At 69.8% G+C, this 20,072-nt stretch carries 18 protein-coding genes and 1 riboswitch; of the genes, 11 read left to right on the forward strand and 7 right to left on the reverse strand.

Going from position 1 to position 20,072, the window contains the following annotated elements; all coding sequences use genetic code 11:
* Nucleotides 1-80: 80 nt before the first annotated feature.
* Complete coding sequence (locus ABZT74_RS15620) at nt 81-851, forward strand: NAD(P)-binding domain-containing protein (RefSeq protein ID WP_356435394.1); 771 nt, start codon at nt 81-83, stop codon at nt 849-851.
* Between the two features lie 23 nt (nt 852-874).
* Here the strand turns inward: ABZT74_RS15620 and ABZT74_RS15625 are convergent, their stop codons facing one another.
* The 6 genes from ABZT74_RS15625 to gcvT all read right to left on the reverse strand — a co-directional run bounded on the left by ABZT74_RS15625 (nt 875) and on the right by gcvT (nt 6,776).
* On the reverse strand, nt 875-1,417 hold the full coding sequence (locus ABZT74_RS15625; protein WP_356169540.1) for an MOSC domain-containing protein: 543 nt from the start codon (nt 1,415-1,417) through the stop codon (nt 875-877).
* A gap of 132 nt (nt 1,418-1,549) precedes the next feature.
* Nucleotides 1,550-2,107, reverse strand: coding sequence for a glycoside hydrolase family 25 protein (locus tag ABZT74_RS15630; protein WP_355867524.1), 558 nt, complete (start codon nt 2,105-2,107; stop codon nt 1,550-1,552).
* 136 nt (nt 2,108-2,243) lie between these two features.
* Nucleotides 2,244-3,611, reverse strand: coding sequence for an L-serine ammonia-lyase (locus ABZT74_RS15635; protein ID WP_355867536.1), 1,368 nt, complete (start codon nt 3,609-3,611; stop codon nt 2,244-2,246).
* Nucleotides 3,612-3,802: 191 nt separating this feature from the next.
* On the reverse strand, nt 3,803-5,065 hold the full coding sequence (gene glyA / locus ABZT74_RS15640) for a serine hydroxymethyltransferase (RefSeq protein ID WP_355867538.1): 1,263 nt from the start codon (nt 5,063-5,065) through the stop codon (nt 3,803-3,805).
* 11 nt (nt 5,066-5,076) lie between these two features.
* Nucleotides 5,077-5,454 carry a glycine cleavage system protein GcvH gene (gene gcvH, locus ABZT74_RS15645; protein WP_356169542.1) on the reverse strand — a complete coding sequence of 126 codons (378 nt, stop codon included), beginning with the start codon at nt 5,452-5,454 and terminating at the stop codon, nt 5,077-5,079.
* Between the two features lie 203 nt (nt 5,455-5,657).
* Nucleotides 5,658-6,776 carry a glycine cleavage system aminomethyltransferase GcvT gene (gene gcvT, locus ABZT74_RS15650; RefSeq protein WP_356435397.1) on the reverse strand — a complete coding sequence of 373 codons (1,119 nt, stop codon included), beginning with the start codon at nt 6,774-6,776 and terminating at the stop codon, nt 5,658-5,660.
* Between the two features lie 147 nt (nt 6,777-6,923).
* Nucleotides 6,924-7,020: riboswitch (glycine riboswitch) on the reverse strand.
* A gap of 174 nt (nt 7,021-7,194) precedes the next feature.
* Between gcvT and ABZT74_RS15655 the strand changes: the two genes are divergently transcribed.
* The 10 genes from ABZT74_RS15655 to ABZT74_RS15700 all read left to right on the forward strand — a co-directional run bounded on the left by ABZT74_RS15655 (nt 7,195) and on the right by ABZT74_RS15700 (nt 18,809).
* On the forward strand, nt 7,195-7,863 hold the full coding sequence (locus ABZT74_RS15655; protein ID WP_356435400.1) for an AAA family ATPase: 669 nt from the start codon (nt 7,195-7,197) through the stop codon (nt 7,861-7,863).
* A gap of 65 nt (nt 7,864-7,928) precedes the next feature.
* On the forward strand, nt 7,929-8,705 hold the full coding sequence (locus tag ABZT74_RS15660; protein ID WP_355867550.1) for an enhanced serine sensitivity protein SseB: 777 nt from the start codon (nt 7,929-7,931) through the stop codon (nt 8,703-8,705).
* Between the two features lie 275 nt (nt 8,706-8,980).
* A complete protein-coding gene (locus tag ABZT74_RS15665; RefSeq protein ID WP_355867553.1) occupies nt 8,981-9,781 on the forward strand; it encodes an enhanced serine sensitivity protein SseB C-terminal domain-containing protein in 801 nt (266 codons plus the stop codon).
* Between the two features lie 476 nt (nt 9,782-10,257).
* Entirely contained in the window at nt 10,258-11,256 is a 999-nt protein-coding gene (locus ABZT74_RS15670) for an ABC transporter permease (protein WP_355867556.1), read from the forward strand.
* 59 nt (nt 11,257-11,315) lie between these two features.
* On the forward strand, nt 11,316-13,067 hold the full coding sequence (locus tag ABZT74_RS15675) for an ABC transporter substrate-binding protein (protein WP_356435403.1): 1,752 nt from the start codon (nt 11,316-11,318) through the stop codon (nt 13,065-13,067).
* Between the two features lie 72 nt (nt 13,068-13,139).
* Nucleotides 13,140-14,147 carry an ABC transporter permease gene (locus tag ABZT74_RS15680; RefSeq protein WP_355867562.1) on the forward strand — a complete coding sequence of 336 codons (1,008 nt, stop codon included), beginning with the start codon at nt 13,140-13,142 and terminating at the stop codon, nt 14,145-14,147.
* Nucleotides 14,144-15,241: an ABC transporter ATP-binding protein gene (locus ABZT74_RS15685; RefSeq protein WP_356169552.1), complete on the forward strand. Its 1,098-nt coding sequence runs from the start codon at nt 14,144-14,146 to the stop codon at nt 15,239-15,241. Before ABZT74_RS15680 ends, ABZT74_RS15685 begins: the two co-directional genes overlap by 4 nt.
* On the forward strand, nt 15,238-16,563 hold the full coding sequence (locus tag ABZT74_RS15690; RefSeq protein WP_356435407.1) for a dipeptide ABC transporter ATP-binding protein: 1,326 nt from the start codon (nt 15,238-15,240) through the stop codon (nt 16,561-16,563). The genes ABZT74_RS15685 and ABZT74_RS15690 overlap by 4 nt, the downstream gene beginning before the upstream one ends.
* A 141-nt stretch (nt 16,564-16,704) precedes the next feature.
* The gene (locus ABZT74_RS15695) at nt 16,705-18,096 is read left to right on the forward strand and encodes a M1 family metallopeptidase (protein WP_356169558.1); all 1,392 of its coding nucleotides are present in this window, start codon (nt 16,705-16,707) and stop codon (nt 18,094-18,096) included.
* Nucleotides 18,097-18,143: 47 nt separating this feature from the next.
* A complete protein-coding gene (locus tag ABZT74_RS15700) occupies nt 18,144-18,809 on the forward strand; it encodes a trimeric intracellular cation channel family protein (RefSeq protein ID WP_355867575.1) in 666 nt (221 codons plus the stop codon).
* On the opposite strand, the gene ABZT74_RS15705 is transcribed toward ABZT74_RS15700, so the two are convergent.
* Nucleotides 18,709-20,052, reverse strand: a complete 1,344-nt coding sequence (locus tag ABZT74_RS15705; protein ID WP_356169561.1) for an alpha/beta hydrolase-fold protein — start codon at nt 20,050-20,052, stop codon at nt 18,709-18,711. The genes ABZT74_RS15700 and ABZT74_RS15705 overlap by 101 nt on opposite strands.
* Nucleotides 20,053-20,072: the final 20 nt, after the last annotated feature.

A 20,072-nucleotide genomic window follows, 5' to 3' on the forward strand; every position in this document is an offset into this window, starting at 1 on the left:
TCAGTCCGGCGGGCGCCCCTTCGGCGTCACCGGACCCGGCGGGCAGCCGCCGGCCCGGCCCGAAGCAGCCGGAGACCGTGGTGTTCTCGGCCTCTTCACCCGGATGCCGCGGGGCCCGGAATAGGGCATCCGTCCCCGGGGTTGGTGATCCCCATCAGGAGCATCAACCCCGGAAGGGTCTGTCTCTCATGAAGATCGGCATCATCGGCGCGGGCAACATCGGCGGCAACCTCACCCGGCGGTTCACCGCAGCCGGGCACGACGTCTCCGTCGCCAACTCCCGCGGTCCCCAGACGCTCACCGCGCTCGCCGAGGAGACCGGGGCGACCCCCGTCACGGTCGAGGAGGCGGCGCGCGGCGCCGAGATCGTGGTCGTCACGGTCCCCCTCAAAGCGGTCCCGAACCTGCCGGACGGCATCTTGGACGGAGCCGCCGAGGGCGTCGCCGTCATCGACACCGGCAACTACTACCCCCAGCAGCGGGACGGCCGCATCGACGCGATCGAGGACGACGGTCTCACCGAGAGCCGCTGGACCGCGCAGCAGATCGGCCACACGGTCGTGAAGGCCTTCAACGGCACCTACGCCCAGGACATCCTGGACCGCGGCCGCCCGGCGGGCGCCCCCGACCGCATGGCACTCCCGGTGGCCGGTGACGACGCCGCGGCCAAGCAGCGGGTGCGCGACCTGATCGACGAGATCGGCTTCGACACCGTCGACGCGGGCGGCCTGGACGACTCCTGGCGCCAGCAGCCCGGCACCCCCGTCTACGGCCTCCAGGAGGGCCTCGACGCGGTCACGAAGGCCCTGGCCGAGGCGCCCCCGGAGCGCCCGGCGGACTTCCGCGGCTGACCCGCACGGCACGGGCCCGGAGGTCAGACGATCTCCAGGGGCCGGTGCGGCCCGTCCGGCAGCTCCACCGTCACGGAGTCGCCGGGCCGCACCGGCCCGCCGGTGAGGACGACGCTCATGATCCCCGCCTTGAAGCGGACCGCCCCGTCCTCGTCCCGTCCGACGACCTGCTTCATGAGGCCCTTGTGGAAGGTGTCGATCTGGGCGCACGGATTGCGCAGCCCGGTCACCTCGACGACGGCCTCCGGCCCCAGGTGGAGCAGGGTTCCCGTGGGCAGCGCCAGCAGGTCGACTCCCCGGGTGGTGACGTTCTCCCCGAGCTGACCCGCGGTGACCTCGAAACCCGCCGCGCGGACCTCGTCGAACAGTTCCTCGTGGATGAGGTGCACCTGCCGCAGGTTCACCTGCGACGGATCCTTCAGCATCCGGAAACGGTGCTTCACCGTCGTCCCGGCGTGCACGTCCCCCTCCACGCCGAGCCCGGCGAGGAGCGTGACGCCCGCCCGGTTCGGCTTGGTGAAGGAGTACGTCCCGTTGCTGCTGACCGCGGCGACCGTTCCGCCCATGTGTCCACTCCCCGCTCGGCCGGCGCCCTGCCCGCACCGGATGACCAGCGAAAGCGTAGGCGCCGACGGGAACGGGGCACAGGGCGCGGGACAAAAGGCGAGGGCTCGGGCGGACCGGGCGGACTTGCGGCCCTACGCCCCGCCGGCCCAGGTGCGCAGCGCGGCCTTGCTCGCGAAGTCCGCCACGTCCTTGTCCACCGGGTCGGACGTGTACTGGTGGAAGCGCCACTTCGCCTTGATACGGGGCTTGCCCGCGGAGACGTAGTCGGCGATCCACAGACCGTCCCCGGCGTACGACGTGGTGTCGATGTTCAGCCAGAAGTTCCGGTTCGTGTAGAGCACCACCCGGTTGTGCGGACGCAGCTCCTTCACCTTGCGGATGAAGCGGTCCTTCTCCGCGTTGCTCGCGTGGGTGCCCTCGCCGGTGGTCTCCCAGTCGACGGCGAGCACGTCGCCCGCCTTCTCGGGGGCCTTGCCGACGAAGTACTCGGCCTGGGCGGTGATGTCGCCGGGCCACAGGAAGTGGTAGAAGCCCACGACGCACCCGGCGTCGCGAGCGGTCTTCACCTGGGCGGCGAGCTTCGGATTGACGTACGAGCGGCCTTCGGTCGCCTTGATGAAGACGAACGACAGACCGTCGGTTCCGTACGCGGACGACTGATAGGCGCTGACGTCGATGCCTCGCAGCATGGGGAGAGCCTCCGTGCAGGGGACGGGCCACACACCGTGGTGCCCGGGGTTCGTGGGGAACAACTGCCTTTCGAGTTCCCCGACTTCACCCTTGTCACCCTCGTACGGAGGAGCGACCCGTACCCGGCGGAGGTGATCAGCACTCGATGATGTTCACCGCGAGCCCGCCCCGGGCCGTTTCCTTGTACTTGACGCTCATGTCGGCGCCCGTCTCCTTCATGGTCTTGATGACCTTGTCGAGGGAGACCTTGTGGGAGCCGTCGCCGCGCATCGCCATCTTCGCCGCGGTCACGGCCTTCACGGCGGCCATGCCGTTGCGCTCGATGCAGGGGATCTGCACGAGTCCGCCGACCGGGTCGCAGGTCAGGCCGAGGTTGTGCTCCATGCCGATCTCGGCGGCGTTCTCCACCTGCTCGGGGCTGCCGCCGAGGACCTCGGCGAGCGCGCCGGCCGCCATCGAGCAGGCCGAGCCGACCTCGCCCTGGCAGCCGACCTCGGCGCCGGAGATGGACGCGTTCTCCTTGAAGAGCATGCCGATGGCACCGGCCGCGAGGAGGAACCGCACGACGCCCTCCTCGTCGGCGCCCGGCACGAAGTTGATGTAGTAGTGCAGCACCGCCGGGATGATGCCGGCCGCGCCGTTGGTCGGGGCGGTCACCACCCGGCCGCCGGCGGCGTTCTCCTCGTTGACCGCCATCGCGTAGAGGGTGATCCACTCCATCGCGTGGGCCAGCGGATCGCCCTCGGCGCGCAGCTGGCGGGCCGAGTGGGCGGCGCGCCGGCGGACCTTGAGGCCGCCCGGCAGGATGCCCTCGCGGGCCATGCCGCGTGAGACGCACGCCTGCATCACGCGCCAGATGCCGAGGAGCCCCTCGCGGATCTCCTCCTCGGTGCGCCAGGCCCGCTCGTTCTCCAGCATCAGCGCGGAGATCGACAGGCCGGTCTCCTTCGTCAGCCGCAGCAGCTCGTCACCCGTGCGGAACGGGTACTTCAGGACGGTGTCGTCGAGCTTGATGCGGTCCTCGCCGACGGCGTCCTCGTCGACGACGAAGCCGCCGCCCACCGAGTAGTAGGTCTTCTCCAGGACGAGGCCGCCCTCGGCGTCGTAGGCGAAGATCGTCATGCCGTTCGCGTGGTACGGCAGGGCCTTGCGGCGGTGCAGGATCAGGTCGTCGTCGAAGGAGAAGCCGATCTCGTGCTCGCCGAGCAGGTTGATCCGCCCGGACGTCCTGATCTGCTCCACGCGGTCGTCGGCGCCCTCCACGTCGACCGTGCTGGGTGAGGCGCCCTCCAGGCCGAGCAGCACCGCCTTGGGGGTGCCGTGGCCGTGGCCGGTCGCGCCCAGCGAGCCGTACAGCTCGGCGCGTATCGAGGTCACCGGGGCCAGCAGCCCCTCGTTGCGCAGCCGCCGGGCGAACATGCGTGCGGCGCGCATCGGGCCCACCGTGTGGGAGCTGGACGGGCCGATGCCGATCGAGAACAGGTCGAAGACCGAGATGGCCACGGGGAACTCCTTGGTGGTTTCGCCGGACGCCGTTGTCCGGCGGGGGTGGTGCGGGACTGCATGGGACGGGGCACCGCGCTGCTTCCAGTGTGCGCGGTGCCCCGGACGCCCGTACGGAACGAACCGTACGAACAAAAACCGTACGCGGGAAAAACGTACGAACAAAAACGTACGGCCTGAAGCGTACGAAACTACTTCAGGCCGGGGTACAGCGGGTGCTTGTCGGCCAGAGCGGACACCCGGGCCTTGAGGCCCTCGGCGTCGTAGGCCGGCTTGAGCGCCTCGGCGATGATGTCGGCGACCTCGGTGAAGTCCTCCGTCGTGAAGCCGCGGGTGGCGAGCGCCGGCGTGCCGATGCGCAGCCCGGAGGTGACCATCGGCGGGCGCGGGTCGTTCGGGACGGCGTTGCGGTTGACCGTGATGCCGACCTCGTGGAGCCGGTCCTCGGCCTGCTGCCCGTCCAGCGCGGAGTTGCGCAGGTCGACCAGGACCAGGTGCACGTCCGTGCCGCCGGACAGCACGTCCACGCCCACGGCCTTCGCGTCGTCCTGGACCAGGCGCTCGGCCAGGATGCGCGCGCCGTCCAGCGTGCGCTGCTGGCGCTCCTTGAAGTCGTCGGTGGCGGCGACCTTGAAGGAGACGGCCTTGGCCGCGATCACGTGCTCCAGCGGACCGCCCTGCTGACCGGGGAAGACCGCGGAGTTGATCTTCTTGGCCAGCTCGGCCGTCGAGAGGATCACGCCGCCGCGGGGGCCGCCGAGGGTCTTGTGAGTGGTGGTCGTGACGACGTGGGCGTGCGGCACCGGGTTCGGGTGCAGGCCCGCGGCCACCAGGCCGGCGAAGTGCGCCATGTCGACCATGAGGTACGCGCCGACCTCGTCCGCGATCCGGCGGAACGCGGCGAAGTCCAGCTGACGCGGGTAGGCGGACCAGCCGGCGACGATCAGCTTCGGGCGCGACTCCTTGGCGAGGCGCTCGACCTCGGCCATGTCGACCTGGCCGGTCTCGTCGTCCACGTGGTACGCGACCACGTCGTAGAGCTTGCCGGAGAAGTTGATCTTCATGCCGTGGGTGAGGTGCCCGCCGTGCGCGAGGTTCAGTCCCATGATCGTGTCGCCCGGCTTGAGCAGCGCGAACATCGCGGCGGCGTTGGCCTGGGCGCCCGAGTGCGGCTGCACGTTGGCGTGCTCGGCGCCGAACAGCGCCTTCACCCGGTCGATGGCGATCTGCTCGACGACGTCGACGTGCTCGCAGCCGCCGTAGTAGCGGCGGCCGGGGTAGCCCTCGGCGTACTTGTTCGTCAGGACCGAGCCCTGGGCCTCCATGACCGCGACCGGAGCGAAGTTCTCCGAGGCGATCATCTCCAGGGTGGACTGCTGGCGGTGCAGCTCGGCGTCGACGGCGGCCGCGACGTCCGGGTCCAGCTCGTGCAGGGGGGTGTTCAGAAGCGACATGCGGGGACTCCTCAGCCGGCGGTGAAGGCGGCGTACTCGTCGGCGGACATCAGGTCCTCGGGCTCGTCGGCGACGCGGACCTTGAACAGCCAGCCGCCCTCGAAGGGGGCCGAGTTCACCAGCGACGGGTCGTCCACCACGTCCTGGTTCGCCTCGACGACCTCGCCGCCCACGGGGGAGTACAGGTCGCTGACCGACTTGGTCGACTCCAGCTCGCCGCAGGACTCGCCCGCGGTCACCGTTTCACCGACCTCGGGAAGCTGGGCGTAGACGACATCGCCGAGCGCGTTGGCCGCGAACTCGGTGATGCCCACGGTCGCGACGCCGTCCTCGGCGACGGACAGCCACTCGTGCTCCTTGCTGTAGCGGAGCTGCTGGGGGTTGCTCATGGCCTGAATTCTCCTGTACGCGGGGGAGTGCTGATGAAAGGGGGAGTCGGTCGTCCGGACGAGCCCGCCCGGGAGTGCCGTCGGTGCCCGCCGGGCCGGGTGGCCCGTGGTCCGTTGCGGCCCGTCATGTGCGGCCCGCACGGCCGACCGGTGTCACGGCCCGCCGGTGCGGACCGGTGTCACGGCCCACGTGCGGACCAGTGTCACTTCCGGCGCTTGTAGAAGGGCAGCGCCACGACCTCGTAGGGCTCGTGGGTGCCCCGGATGTCCACACCGACACCGGTGCTGCCCGGCGCGGCGTGCGCGGCGTCGACGTACGCCATCGCGATCGGCTTGCCCAGCGTGGGCGAGGGGGCGCCGGAGGTGATCTCGCCGACGACCTGTCCGCCGGCGACGACCGGGTACCCGGCGCGCGGCACGCGACGCCCCTCGGCGATCAGGCCGACCAGGACCCGCGGCGGGTTCTGCTCGGCACGCTCGGCGGCCTCCTGGAGCGCGGCGCGGCCCACGAAGTCGCCCTCCTTCTCGAACTTCACGACCCGCCCGAGGCCGGCGTCGAAGGGGGTCAGCGAGGTGGTCAGCTCGTGCCCGTACAGCGGCATGCCCGCCTCCAGGCGCAGCGTGTCGCGGCAGGACAGACCGCACGGGATGAGTCCGACGGGAGTGCCCGCGTCGGTCAGCGCCTGCCACACCTTCTCGGCGTCGGCGGGCGCGACGAACAGCTCGAAACCGTCCTCGCCCGTGTAGCCGGTACGGGCGATCAGCGCCGGGACGCCGGCGACGGTGCCCGGCAGACCCGCGTAGTACTTCAGGCCGTCCAGGTCCGCGTCGGTCAGCGACGCGAGGATGCCGGGGGACTCGGGGCCCTGCACGGCGATCAGTGCGTACGCGTCACGGTCGTCGCGCACGACCGCGTCGAAACCGGCGGAGCGCCCGGTCAGCGCGTCCAGCACGACCTGGGCGTTGGAGGCGTTCGCCACCACCATGAACTCGTGCTCGGCCAGCCGGTAGACGATCAGGTCGTCCAGGATGCCGCCGTCCTCCTGGCAGATCATCGTGTAGCGGGCGCGGCCCACGCCCACGGTGGCGATGTTGCCGACCAGCGCGAAGGCGAGGAGTTCGGCCGCCTGCGGGCCGGTGACGGTGATCTCGCCCATGTGCGAGAGGTCGAAGAGCCCGGCCTTCGTGCGGACGGCGAGGTGCTCGTCGCGCTCCGAGCCGTAGCGCAGCGGCATGTCCCAGCCGGCGAAGTCGGTCATCGTCGCGCCCAGCGAGCGGTGCAGGGCGTCGAGCGCGGTGAGACGGGGGGTGTTGCTGCTCATCGGTGGGGCTCCCAAGGCATGACGGCGAGGTCGTTCCTCCCCATCTGTCATCGGAACCTGAGAGGTTCATCACGACCCCGCGAAACGGTGGTCCTGATTTGCACCTTGGGTGGAGCCACCGGAGAGCGGCCCGCTTTTCAGATGTGCCTCGCCCGCGCGGTAACGGGGCCTGAGAGATTCAAGGGAGGGACTTGCTCCTTCGGCGCCCGGGTACACGTACCCAGGACTCTCCCGCGCGGATTCAAGCGGCCGGTATGCAGTTGGCGCGGCCATCATTGCACGCCCCGTCCGATCAGGGCAGTCCGCATCTGTAACCGTGCTGTGGCAGTCCGCTCACCGAAACGGGAAGCGCCGCGCATTACCTTCTCTTTACACTCGACGGGGATGGGACTCCACATCCAAGGGGAGGACGGCCACGGTGAACAGGACCACGGTGTACGCGACGACCTCGGGTCTCGCGCTGCCCGAGCAGCCAGGCGCACCGGCCCGGGAGGCGTGCGGCCCGTTCCCGGCGGCCGTCGTCCGGGATCTCAGGGACCGCGCGGGGCACAGCCCGCACGGCCTGCGCTTCGGCACCCGCGACCTCGTCGTGGTCACCGGACTGCCCGGCAGCGGCAAGTCGACGCTGATGCGCCGGGCCGTCGAGGGCGAGCGCGTCGACTCGCAGGACACCCGCGACCGCTGGGACGGCCGGATGGCCCGACTGCTGCCGTACGCGGTGTACCGCCCCTTGGTCCGCCTCGCGCACTACGCCGGGCTGCGCCGGGCGCTGCGCGGAGCGGGCGGAGTCGTCGTGCACGACTGCGGCACCCAGGCCTGGGTGCGCCGCTGGCTCGCCCGGGAGGCCCGCCGCCGGGGCGGCGCACTGCACCTGGTGCTGCTCGACGTCGCGGCGGACACCGCGCTGGACGGCCAGCGCGCGCGGGGCCGGGGCGTCTCGCGCTACGCGTTCGCGCGCCACCGCGGCGCGGTCGCCCGGCTGTTGCGTTCCGTGGAGCGCGGGAACCTTCCCGAGGGGTGCGGCTCAGCGGTCCTTCTCGACCGGGAGGCGGCGGACGTGCTGCGCAGGATCGACTTCGGCCACTGACCGGCCGGAGCGTCCCATTAACCTTTCCAGCCGGAACAGTGGTTCGAAGCAGGCGGTAGAGACAGATGGACTTCCCGGCACAGGCACACCCCCATCCGCACGGCGGCTGGCCCGGCAACGAGCTGGAGGAGGTGCTGTCCGCGGCCCTCGGTATGGGCGGAGCGGCTTCGGCCGGCGCCCGCATCGTCGAGGTGCTCGGCCGCAGCTTCGTCTGGGTGCCGCTGCCCAGCGGCGGCGGCCCCGACAGCGGCCCGCTCGATCTGCCGACGATGGAGCTCGAAGGACAGGTGTACGTGCCCGTCTTCAGCTCCGAGGAGCAGTTCCGGCAGGTCACCGGCGGCCACATGGCGTTCACCATCGCGCCCGCCGCGGAGTTCGCGCGCGGACTCCCGCCACAGGTCGGTATCGCGGTGAACCCGGACGGCGTGGTCGGTGTGCCCCTGCCGCCGATCGCCGTCGCCGAGCTGTGCCGGGCCGGACGGACCGCGCTGGACGGACCGGCGAGCGGCGGCAGGGTGCGGCTGTTCGAGCCCGACTGGCAGGAGGATCCGGTGGACTTCCTCGCCGCGGCCTCGGCGGAGTTCGCCGGGACCGGCGTCGTCGTGAGCGCCCGCCGCTGTCTGGCCAGCATCGAGGGCGACGCCCCGGTCATGTTCGTCGGCGTCGAACTCTCCCTGTGGGAGGGCGAGGCCCGCACCCTCCCGCTCGACGCCCTCGGCCGGGCCCTCGGCCGCGTCCCGATGAACATCCCGGTGAACCTGGTGCTGCTCGACGTCACACAGGACCCGGTGGGCGACTGGATGCGCGCCCAGGTCCGGCCCTTCTACCAGGCAGGTCACTGAACGGCCGCCCGCCGCCCGGCCGTCGCGCGGCGCCTTCCCGGTCGTCCGGCGGCACCCGTTCCGCACGTACCGGGCGCTCCTCGGCACCGGTCGCGGGAGGCCCGTGCCGCCCCGCCGTGACGGAAAGGAGCGCGCGACGGCGTCCCCCGGCGGAGGACGTTCGCCGCATAAGCTGGTTTCATGGCCCGGTCGAGGTGTTGACGCACGTTCTCACCGGTACCGCAGGTGTATTGGATGAGTTCGTCGTGATTTGTTCGCGAAGGGGCGGTTGAAGGGTGAGCGCGTCGGGCACGGCCGCGGCCGGGCAGGTCGAGCACATGCTGCGCCAGGTGACGCCCGGGCGTTACGACGCCTACGAGGCGCTCCTTCGCGCGCTCGCGACCCCCTCGTCCGGCCAGGTGTGGATGCTCCTCTGGCACGGCCAGGCCGGCTCCCCGGACGCGCAGTACGGCAACATGCAGGTGGACGGCTTCGGTTACGCGCCGTGTGTCACCTCCGCCCAGGAACTGTCGGCCAGCGGCTGGAACCGCTCGTACGAGGTCGTCGACGGCCTCGACGTGGCCCGCACCCTCTACCCCGACCACTTCGGTCTGTGGCTGAATCCGCACGCCCCCGGCGGCGGCCTCGGCATCCCCTGGCTCGATCTGCGCCGGATCGCCACCGGGCTGGAACGCCAGCCCGCGGGCCCGCTCCGGCTCTCCGAACCCGGCATCGAGATTCCCCAGTTCTACGCCCTGATCACGCAGAACGCGCATCTCACCCCGGCCGTGCGCTCGTTGCGCCGCGCCTGGGTGCAGCCCGCGCTCGGGGCGCCGTATCTCGCCATCGGCCTGGACGTGTACGACACCTCGCCGCCCGCCGTCGACTCGGTGCGGGCGATGATGCAGCAGTCGATCGGTGCCGTCCCGGAGGGGCTGCCCGTCTCGACGGTCGCCATGTCGGACGCGTTCGACCCGGTCGCGATGTGGCTGCGCGCCAACGCCCGGCCGTTCTACGACCGGGAGGCCCACGCGGCCCCCGCGCAGGCCCCGGTGGCGGGTGGCTACGGCTATCCGCCGGCCCGCGGCGGCTACTGAGGCCGTCCCGTATTCCGGACCGCTCGTACGATCGTGCGAGCGCTGCTGGCATCATGACCTCATGCACGGCCTTCCAGTGCCGTACGCACGATGGTGCTGACCTGCGGGGGAGCAGGCGCATGGGGTGGTTGTCCCGATTCGGGACTATTTGAGGCCAAAAGGATCAGCGTGGACCCTTCACGCCCAACTGCCCCTCGTCCGACTCGCGTTACCCACTGTTCGGATAACGGAATCCCCCTACAAGCATCACGGTTGCGCATACTTTCTCCATGAGACCTGGCACGTGATCGTGGCGGCACTGAAGACTCGCCCATCAGACACGGGGTCATCGATTCCGTGAGCGAGTGCAAGTCGAACGATCAGCCGGGTCATCGGGCCGCATCATCTGCGGCCGACTTCCCGGCGAGCAAGTGAACCAAGCCGCAGACAGCGGCAGGCGTAGGCCGGTCACCACCGGCGAGAAGGGTCGGGTCACTGTGACCGCACCGATCGAGACCACCGGGGCGGCGACGGAAGTTCAGCCAGAGGCTGTGCTCGCCGGAGTCGACAAGGGGCAGATCGAGGGTCGTTCCCTGGGACAGATCGCCTGGACGCGCTTCAAGCGCGACAGAGTGGCGGTCGCCGGCGGTGTCATCGTCGTGCTGCTCATCCTGCTGGCCGTGCTCGCCCGGCCCGTCCAGGCGATGTTCGGGCTCGACCCGAACGCCTTCCACCAGGACCTGATCGACCCCAACACCTCGCTGCCCACGGGCGGGTTCGGCGGAATGAGCTGGGACCACCCGCTCGGCGTCGACCCGAAGTTCGGGCGCGACATCGCCACCCGAGTCCTCGAGGGTTCCTGGGTCTCCCTGGTGGTCGCCTTCGGCGCCACCGTCCTGTCGAACGTGATCGGCGCGATCCTCGGCGTCGTCGCGGGCTACTACGGCGGGCGGGTCGACGCGGTCATCAGCCGGCTGATGGACACGTTCCTCGCCTTCCCCCTCCTGCTCTTCGCGATCGCCATCTCCGCCACCCTGCAGGGCGGCGCGTTCGGCCTCGAAGGGCTCCCGCTCCACCTGAGCGTGCTGATCTTCGTGATCGGCTTCTTCAACTGGCCCTACCTGGGCCGCATCGTCCGAGGCCAGACGCTCGCGCTGCGCGAGCGGGAGTTCGTGGACGCCTCGCGGGGCATGGGGGCCAGGGGCCCGTACATCCTGTTCCGGGAACTGCTGCCCAACCTGGTCGGCCCGATCATCGTCTACTCGACGCTGCTCATCCCGACCAACATCCTCTTCGAGGCGTCCCTGAGCTTCCTCGGGGTCGGCATCCAGCCCCCGCAGGCGTCGTGGGGCGGCATGCTCCGTGAAGCGGTCACCTATTACGAGGTCGACCCGCAGTTCATGATCGTGCCCGGCCTCGCCATCTTCGTGACCGTCCTGGCGTTCAACCTGCTGGGTGACGGTCTCCGCGACGCTCTCGACCCGCGCAGTCGCTGATGCCTGACGCGCACCGAGAGATCCACAAGTTTCCGACAATGGAGGGGAACCCGCCCATCATGCGAAGGTCAGCGCTGGCCGCGATTGCGGCCATCGGCTCCGCGAGTCTGCTCGTTGCAGGCTGCAGCAAGGCCGATGACAACAAGAACAACGACAACACGAAGTCAGCTGGGGCCAACGCAGCGACCACGGACGTCGTCAACGCCTCCACCCAGAAGGGGGGCACGGTCACGTACGAGTACTCGGACGTGCCGGACTCCTTCGACCCGGGCAACACGTACTACGCGTACATGTACAACCTCTCGCGTCTGTACGCCCGTCCGCTGATGACGTTCCAGCCCGGCGCCGGCGAGAAGGGCAACACCCTTGTCCCCGACCTCGCCGCGGGCAAGGGTGTCCCGAGCGACGGCGGCAAGACCTGGACGTACAAGCTGCGTTCGGGCCTGAAGTACCAGGACGGCGCCGCGATCACGTCCAAGGACGTGAAGTACGCGGTCGAGCGTTCGAACTTCGCGCGTGACGTCCTCTCCCTCGGCCCGAACTACTTCCAGCAGTTCCTCGTGGGCGGCGACAAGTACAAGGGTCCCTACAAGGACAAGAGCGCCAAGGGCCTCTCGTCCATCGAGACCCCGGACGACACCACGGTCGTCTTCCACCTGAAGACCGCGTTCCAGGAGTTCGACTACCTGGTCGCTTCGCCGCAGACCGCTCCGGTCCCGCAGGCGAAGGACAACGGCGTCGACTACGTCAAGAACATCGTGTCCTCGGGCTCGTACAAGTTCCAGAGCTACTCGGACGGCAAGCAGGCCGTCCTCGTGCGCAACGAGAACTGGGACGCGAAGACCGACCCGCTGCGCAAGCAGTACCCGGCCAAGATCGTCGTCAACCTGAAGGTCAACGCCGAGACGATCGACAAGGACGTCCTCGCGGGCGACGCGATCGACCTCGGTGGCGGCGGTGTCCAGGCCGCGACCCAGGCGCAGCTGCTCAGCTCGGCCGACAAGAAGGCCGGCACGGACAACACCTACGGTGGCCGTCTCGTCTACATGGCGATCAACACCAAGGTGAAGCCGTTCGACAAGGTCGAGTGCCGCAAGGCCGTGCAGTTCGCGATCGACAAGGTCTCGGTGCAGACCGCCGAGGGCGGCCCGGTCCGCGGCGACGTGGCCTCCACCGTTCTCCCGCCCGACATCCCGGGCTACGCCAAGGCCGACGCCTACGCGTCCGCCGGCAACAAGGGTGACGCGGCCAAGGCCAAGGAGCAGCTCAAGGCCTGTGGCAAGACGGCCATCAACACGAACATCTCCGCGCGCAGCGACCGCCCGCAGGAGATCGACGCGGCCACCGCGATCATCAACTCGCTGAAGACGGTCGGCATCAACGCCAGCCTGAAGCAGTACCCGTCGGGCAAGTACTTCACCGACTACGCGGGTGTCCCGAAGTTCACCGAGAAGAACAACATCGGTCTGATCATGATGCAGTGGGGTGCCGACTGGCCCTCCGGCTACGGCTTCCTGCAGCAGATCCTGAACGGCAGCGCCATCGGCGCCTCGGGTAACACCAACCTGTCGCAGTACGACAACAAGGACGTCAACGCCCTTCTCGAGAAGGCCATCGGCACGCAGGACGACTCTGCGCGCAACAGCCTCTACACCGAGATCGACAAGAAGACCATGGACGACGCCGTCCTCGTTCCGCTGACCTACTTCAAGGTGCTCCTGGCCCGCCCGAAGTACGCCACGAACCTGGTCTCCACGGCTGCCTTCAGCGGTCAGTACGACTACCTCAACATCGGCACCACGAAGAAGTAGTAGCCCCGGAAGGCAGGTGAAGGCATTGGTGCCCGCGGGCTTTGCGGCCCGCGGGCACCAGCGCCGATCCCCGTGATCTCGTACATCCTCCGTCGGACGGCAGCGGCAGCGATCCTGCTCCTGGTCGTCTCCGCGGTCACCTTCGCCATCTTCTTCCTGCTCCCCAGACTGGCCGGTCAGACCCCCGACCAGCTGGCCCAGCAGTACATCGGGAAGAGCCCGTCGAAGGCCGACATTTTCGCGGTCAAGCACAACCTCGGTCTGGACCAGCCCGTCTACGTCCAGTACTGGCACTTCATCAAGGGGATCGTCACAGGCGCTACCTACGACCTCGGCCCCACCACGGCACACTGCAGCGCGCCGTGCTTCGGGTACTCCTTCAAGACCCACCAGGCGGTCTGGCCGGAACTCACCTCCCGCCTTCCGATCACCCTCTCGCTGGCCGGCGGCGCCGCCGTCCTGTGGCTGGTCTCGGGTGTGACCATCGGCGTCATCTCCGCGCTCAAGCCCCGCTCGATCTTCGACCGTGCCTTCATGGGCGTCGCGCTCGCCGGTGTCTCGCTGCCCATGTTCTTCACGGGCAACCTGGCGCTGCTGCTCTTCGCCTACCAGTGGCCGATCTTCGGCACCACGTACGTGCCGTTGACCGAGAACCCGGCGCAGTGGGCCAACACGCTCTTCCCGGCGTGGTGTTCACTCGCTCTGCTGTACTCCGCCATCTACGCCCGGCTCACCCGTTCGGGCATGATGGAGACGATGAACGAGGACTTCATCCGCACGGCCCGCGCCAAGGGTCTGCGCGAGGGCAAGGTCGTGGTCCGGCACGGACTGCGCGCCGCTCTCACCCCGATCATCACCGTCTTCGGCATGGACCTCGGTCTGCTGCTCGGCGGCGCCGTGATCACCGAGACGGTGTTCTCGCTGCATGGGGTCGGGCAGTACGCGGTGCAGGGCATCACCGACAACGACCTCCCGAAGATCCTCGGCGTGACCCTCCTCGCCGCCTTCTTCGTCGTCATCGCAAATCTCCTGGTGGACCTGCTGTACGCAGCCGCCGACCCGCGGGTGAGGCTCTCGTGACCGAACTGTCCAAGACCGGCGCCGCGGTCGGCGAGCCCGTCTCCTCCCCCTCGAACGCCTCGCGCTCCTTCCTCGAAGTGCGCGACCTCAAGGTGCACTTCCCGACCGACGACGGTCTGGTCAAGTCCGTCGACGGCCTGACCTTCTCGGTGGAGAAGGGCAAGACCCTCTCCATCGTGGGCGAGTCCGGCTCCGGCAAGTCCGTCACCTCGCTGGCGATTATGGGCCTGCACCGGCTCGGCGCACGCGGCAAGAACGTCCAGATGTCCGGCGAGATCTGGCTGGACGGCAAGGAACTGGTCAACGCCGACCCGGACGAGGTGCGCAGGCTCCGCGGCCGCGAGATGGCGATGATCTTCCAGGACCCGCTGTCCGCGATGCACCCGTACTACACGATCGGCAGCCAGATCGTGGAGGCGTACCGCGTCCACCACAAGGTCGACAAGAAGACCGCCCGCAGGCGGGCGATCGAGATGCTCGACCGTGTGGGCATCCCCGAGCCGGCCAAGCGTGCCGACAGCTACCCGCACGAGTTCTCCGGCGGTATGCGGCAGCGCGCGATGATCGCCATGGCGCTCGTCAACAACCCCGAGCTGCTCATAGCGGACGAGCCGACGACCGCCCTCGACGTCACCGTCCAGGCGCAGATCCTCGACCTCATCCGCGACCTGCAGAAGGAGTTCGGCTCCGCGGTCGTCCTCATCACCCACGACCTCGGCGTGGTCGCCGAGATCGCCGACGAGGTGCTGGTGATGTACGGCGGCCGCTGCGTGGAGCGCGGCACCGTCGAGCGGATCTTCGAGCAGCCGCAGCACCCCTACACCTGGGGGCTGCTCGGCTCGATGCCGCGTATCGACCGCGAGACCTCCGACCGGCTCATCCCGGTCAAGGGCCAGCCGCCGAGCCTCATCAACGTCCCCTCGGGCTGCGCCTTCCACCCGCGCTGCCCGTACGCGGACCTGCCCAAGGGCGATGTCACCCGTACCGTGCGCCCCGAACTGCAGCTGATCGGCAGCGGCCACTACACCGCCTGCCACCTCTCGCAGGAGGACCGCACGCGGATCTGGACCGAAGAGATTGCGCCGAAGCTGTGAGTGAGACGAAGAAGACGGACGCCGCCGAGGCGGTGATCCCGCAGCAGGCAGCGGCCTCCGACGACCGCGCGGCCCGCGCGAAGTCGCTGGAGGACCGCGAGGTCCTGCTGCGGGTCCAGGGTCTGAAGAAGCACTTCCCCATCCGCAAGGGTGTTCTTCAGCGCCAGGTCGCCGCGGTCAAGGCGGTCGACGGCATCGACTTCGAGGTCCGCAAGGGCGAGACGCTCGGCGTCGTCGGCGAGTCCGGCTGCGGAAAGTCGACCATGGGCCGGGTCATCACCCGCCTCCAGGACCCGACCGGCGGCAGCATCGAGTTCGAGGGCCAGGACATCACCCGGCTCAAGGCCTCGGGGATGCGTCCGCTGCGCCGCGACATCCAGATGATCTTCCAGGACCCGTACGGGTCGCTGAACCCGCGCCACACCATCGGCTCGATCGTCTCGGCGCCGTTCCGGCTGCAGAGCGTCACGCCCGAGGGCGGAGTGAAGCGGGAGGTCCAGCGGCTCCTGGAGCTGGTGGGTCTGAGCCCCGAGCACTACAACCGCTACCCGCACGAGTTCTCCGGCGGTCAGCGCCAGCGCATCGGCATCGCCCGCGCGCTCGCGCTGAAGCCGAAGCTGGTCGTGGCGGACGAGCCGGTCTCGGCGCTGGACGTGTCGATCCAGGCGCAGGTCGTGAACCTGATGGACGACCTGCAGTCCGAGCTCGGTCTCACGTACGTGATCATCGCGCACGACCTCTCCGTCGTCCGCCATGTCTCGGACCGCATCGCGGTGATGTACCTCGGCAAGATCGTCGAACTCGCCGACCGCACCTCGCTGTACGAGGCGCCGATGCACCCGTACACCAAGGCCCTGATGTCGGCCGTGCCGGTGCCGGACCCCAAGCGCCGGGGTGCCAAGAGCGAGCGGATCCTGCTCAAGGGCGACGTTCCCTCGCCGATCTCGCCGCCGAGCGGATGCCGCTTCCACACCCGGTGCTGGAAGGCCACGGAGATCTGCAAGACGACCGAGCCGCCGCTCATCGAGCTGAAGCCCGGTCAGCAGGTCGCCTGCCACCACCCGGAGAACTTCGAGGACCAGGCTCCTCAGGACACCGTGCTGCTGTCGGCGGCGCGGGAGGCTGTCGAGCTCGTGGGCGAAGCGGTGCTCAAGGAGTCGGCCGCGGCGCCCGTCGCCGTGGCGGAGCCCGAGCCCGCGGCGGTCCCCGCCGAGAAGCCCGTGAAGCCCGCGGCGGACGACACGGTCGCCGAGACGGCTGCCGTGCCCGAGACGGCTGCGGTGCCCGAGGCGGCCGACGCGGCGGAGGACGGCAAGAAGTAGCGTCCTCGGCTGTCAGGAGTCACCGGCCTCCCAGCCCGTGACGACTTGGCAAAGTCATGAACATGCCCGAACGGGAGAGTGCAGAGTCCTGCGTGTCCGTCTGATCGAAGTTGATCAGCACACGTACGAAAGGGACGCGAAATGGCACTCTCCCGTTCGGCACGTTTAGGGGCCCTCGCCACCGCGGCGGCCTCCTTCTTCCTTGTCGCCGCCTCCTCCGCCCCCACCCCGGGCGCCGACGGCATCGGCGACACCTACTTCCCCCAGCTCGGCAACGGCGGCTTCGACGCCCGCCACTACGCCCTCGACGTGGCGTACGACCCGGCCACCGACCGCCTCGACGGCCGGACCACCCTCACCGCCCGCGCCACCCAGAACCTCTCCTCCTTCGACCTCGACCTCCAGAAGCTGGATGTCACCAAGGTCGAGGTGAACGGCAGACGCGCCCGCTTCACGCGGTCCGGCGACGAGATCCGCATCACCCCGCGGGGCCCGCTGGCCAAGGGCCGTACCTTCACGGTCGCCGTCACCTACGGCGGAGTGCCCGAGGCACTCAGCGGCCCCATCGTGTTCGGCTCCGACTACGGGTGGATGAAGACCGCCGACGGCGTCTTCGTCGCCTGCGAACCCAACGCCGCCTCCACCTGGTTCCCCTCCAGCGACCACCCGTCCGACAAGGCGACCTACGACATACGCATCACCGCGCCCAAGGGCCTGACGGGCGTCTCCAACGGACGCCTCGTATCGACCCGCGACCACGGCGCGAACACGGTCACGCACTGGCGCGAGAGCCGGCCGATGGCCACCTACCTGGCGACCGCGACCATCGGGAAGTTCGACGTGAAGACGGGCCGGACGCCCGCCGGGACGCCGATCTACGTCGCCATCGACCCCGTGCTCGCCAACAGCAACAGCGTCGACGTGTACGCCGTCACCGCCGCCGCCACCGACTACTGGTCCCAGGTATTCGGCCCGTACCCGTTCGAGGAGACCGGCGCGATCGTCGACGACATGCCGCAGGCCGGCTTCTCGCTGGAGGTCCAGTCGAAGCCCGCGTACTCGGCGGTGCGTTCGGAGTCGACCATCGTGCACGAGCTGGCCCACCAGTGGTTCGGCGACTCCGTGTCGGTCGCCCACTGGAAGGACATCTGGCTGAACGAGGGCTTCGCCACCTACGCGCAGTGGCTGTGGGCGGAGCACCAGGGCGTCCGATCCGCCCACGACTCGTTCGTCGCCGGCTACGACTCCCGGCCCGCGGACTCCTCCTTCTGGCAGACGACCGTCGGCGACCCGCAGCGGGACACGATGTTCGCCTCCGCCGTCTACCAGCGGGGCGCGATGACCCTCCAGATGCTGCGCGAACGCATCGGCGACGCCGCGTTCTTCAAGCTGCTGCCCGCCTGGACCAAGCTGCACCGCTACGGCAACGCGAGCACCGCCGACTTCATCTCCCTCGCGGAGCGCGTCTCCGGCAGGCAGCTCGACGACCTCTTCCAGACCTGGCTCTTCACCACCGGTAAGCCCGCCGTCTAGACCTTTCTTCGTAAGGCGCACGCCCCGCGGCAGGTGAGAATGTGGGGGTGCTTCTGCAACTCTTCAGCCCCTCCGTCCAGCACACGCTCGACCTGATCGGCATTTTCGTCTTCGCGATCTCCGGCGCGCTGCTGGCCGTCCGGAAGAACTTCGACGTCTTCGGCATCGCCGTTCTCGCGGAGATCACCGCGCTGGGCGGAGGGCTGCTGCGCGACATCATCATCGGCGCGGTACCCCCGGCCGCCTTCACCGACCTGGGGTACTTCACCACACCGTTCGTCGCCGCCCTGCTCGTGTTCTTCCTGCACCCCCATGTGGAGCGCATCCAGGTCGGCGTGAACGTCTTCGACGCGGCAGGACTCGGACTGTTCTGCGTCACGGGCACCGTGAAGGCGTACGACTACGGGCTGGGCCTCACCGCCTCGGCCGCCCTCGGTCTCGCGACCGCCGTCGGCGGCGGTGTGCTGCGCGACGTCCTCGCCAACGAGGTTCCCTCGCTGCTGCGCTGGGACCGTGACCTCTACGCGGTTCCCGCGATCGTCGGCGCCACCATGGTGGCGCTGTGCATCCGCTACGACGCGCTCACCCCGTTCACCAGCGGCCTCGCCGTGGTCACGGCCTTCGTGCTGCGGCTGCTCGCGATGCGGTTCCACTGGCGTGCTCCGCGGGCCTGGAACCGCCGTTCGACGGTGAGGGAGGAAGAGACCCCCTGACCCGGCCGGCTCCGACGACGTCCCGGGAGCCCTCGGAGTCGCCGGTTTCCACGAGGTTGCCGGTGCCGCCGGGGCCGCGGACACCGTCCCCGGGCGCGCCCGGCGCGCCGCCGGCGGCGGCCCGCGTGCGGAAGCGGTCCGTCAGCCAGCGGAACACCTCCGGCAGCTGCGGCCGCCACAGGCCCATGTCGTGGCCGCCCGCGCTGCGCGGCAGCAGCACCACGTCCACCCGCGTGGGCGCCTTCGCGATCCGCTGGATCGCCGCGCCCGCCTCGTAGCCGTCGCCGGACTCGCCGGAGAAGTAGAGCGCGACGGGCGGGGGCACACGGTCGGCGCGCAGCCGTACGGAGGGATCGTTCCGCAGGCGCAGCTCCGGGTTCCGGCCGGCGAGCGAACTGCGTTCCTCCCGCGGGTCGTTGTACCCGGACATGCTCACCGCGGCCCCGTAGCGGTCGGGGTGGGCGACGGCCAGCTTGGTCGCGCAGTGCGCCCCGGCCGAGTACCCGGCGGTGGCCCAGCCGTCGGGCGCGGCCTCGGCGCGGAAGTTGTCCCTGATCATCCTCGGCACGTCGACGCTGAGCCAGCTCTCCGCGTTGACCGTGCCGGGGACGTTCGCGCAGCCCGTGTCCGCCCGGGCCAGCAGGTTGGTGCGCGGCGCGACCAGGATGAACGGCGCCACACGGCCGTCGCGCATCAGCGGCACCAGCTGCCGGTGCACCTTCAGCGAACCGAACCAGGCCCTCGCGGAGCCCGGGTAGCCGGGCAGCAGCTCGACGACGGGGAACGAGCGGTGGCGGAACGCGGGGTCGCCGTACTGCGGCGGCAGCCAGACGTAGACCTCGGCGTTCACGCCGGAGACCCGTCCCCTCAGCTCGGTGACGCGCACCCCGCCCGCCTCGCGCATACCCGGCCCGACCGCCGGCTCGAAGGTCTGCCGCACCCGGGGCAGGCTCTCCGGCGCGATCCCGCCGGTGCCGTCCGCGCCCAGGTCGGCGGCCCGCTCCACGTGGTCGCCGGTGCCGAGGAGGTCGGCCCAGTCGTCGTAGAGGCTGTTCGCGTTGTTCACCAGGACGAAGACCACGCTGATCGCGGTGGCCTGCGCGAACAGCAGCATCAGCAGGCGTGCCGTGCCGCGCACCGGCCGCGGTCCGGGAACCCGGGACCACAGGGTCAGGGGCAGCACGATCGCGACGGCACACAGCGCGATCGTGGTCAGGAGGAACGGCGTCCCGGTGAGACTCATGTCCTGTCAGAGGAGCACCC

This window comes from Streptomyces sp. NPDC005302 (assembly GCF_040607345.1).
GTDB lineage: Bacteria > Actinomycetota > Actinomycetes > Streptomycetales > Streptomycetaceae > Streptomyces.

What these genes read in the sequence shown, in the direction of transcription:
- ABZT74_RS15625 (WP_356169540.1), bottom strand. Translation starts at nt 1,417, where the DNA reads ATGGGCGGAACGGTCGCCGCGGTCAGCAGCAACGGGACGTACTCCTTC.
- ABZT74_RS15630 (WP_355867524.1), bottom strand. Translation starts at nt 2,107, where the DNA reads ATGCTGCGAGGCATCGACGTCAGCGCCTATCAGTCGTCCGCGTACGGA.
- glyA (WP_355867538.1), bottom strand. Translation starts at nt 5,065, where the DNA reads ATGTCGCTTCTGAACACCCCCCTGCACGAGCTGGACCCGGACGTCGCG.
- gcvH (WP_356169542.1), bottom strand. Translation starts at nt 5,454, where the DNA reads ATGAGCAACCCCCAGCAGCTCCGCTACAGCAAGGAGCACGAGTGGCTG.
- gcvT (WP_356435397.1), bottom strand. Translation starts at nt 6,776, where the DNA reads ATGAGCAGCAACACCCCCCGTCTCACCGCGCTCGACGCCCTGCACCGC.
- ABZT74_RS15660 (WP_355867550.1), top strand. Translation starts at nt 7,929, where the DNA reads ATGGACTTCCCGGCACAGGCACACCCCCATCCGCACGGCGGCTGGCCC.
- ABZT74_RS15675 (WP_356435403.1), top strand. Translation starts at nt 11,316, where the DNA reads ATGCGAAGGTCAGCGCTGGCCGCGATTGCGGCCATCGGCTCCGCGAGT.
- ABZT74_RS15695 (WP_356169558.1), top strand. Translation starts at nt 16,705, where the DNA reads ATGGCACTCTCCCGTTCGGCACGTTTAGGGGCCCTCGCCACCGCGGCG.
- ABZT74_RS15705 (WP_356169561.1), bottom strand. Translation starts at nt 20,052, where the DNA reads ATGAGTCTCACCGGGACGCCGTTCCTCCTGACCACGATCGCGCTGTGT.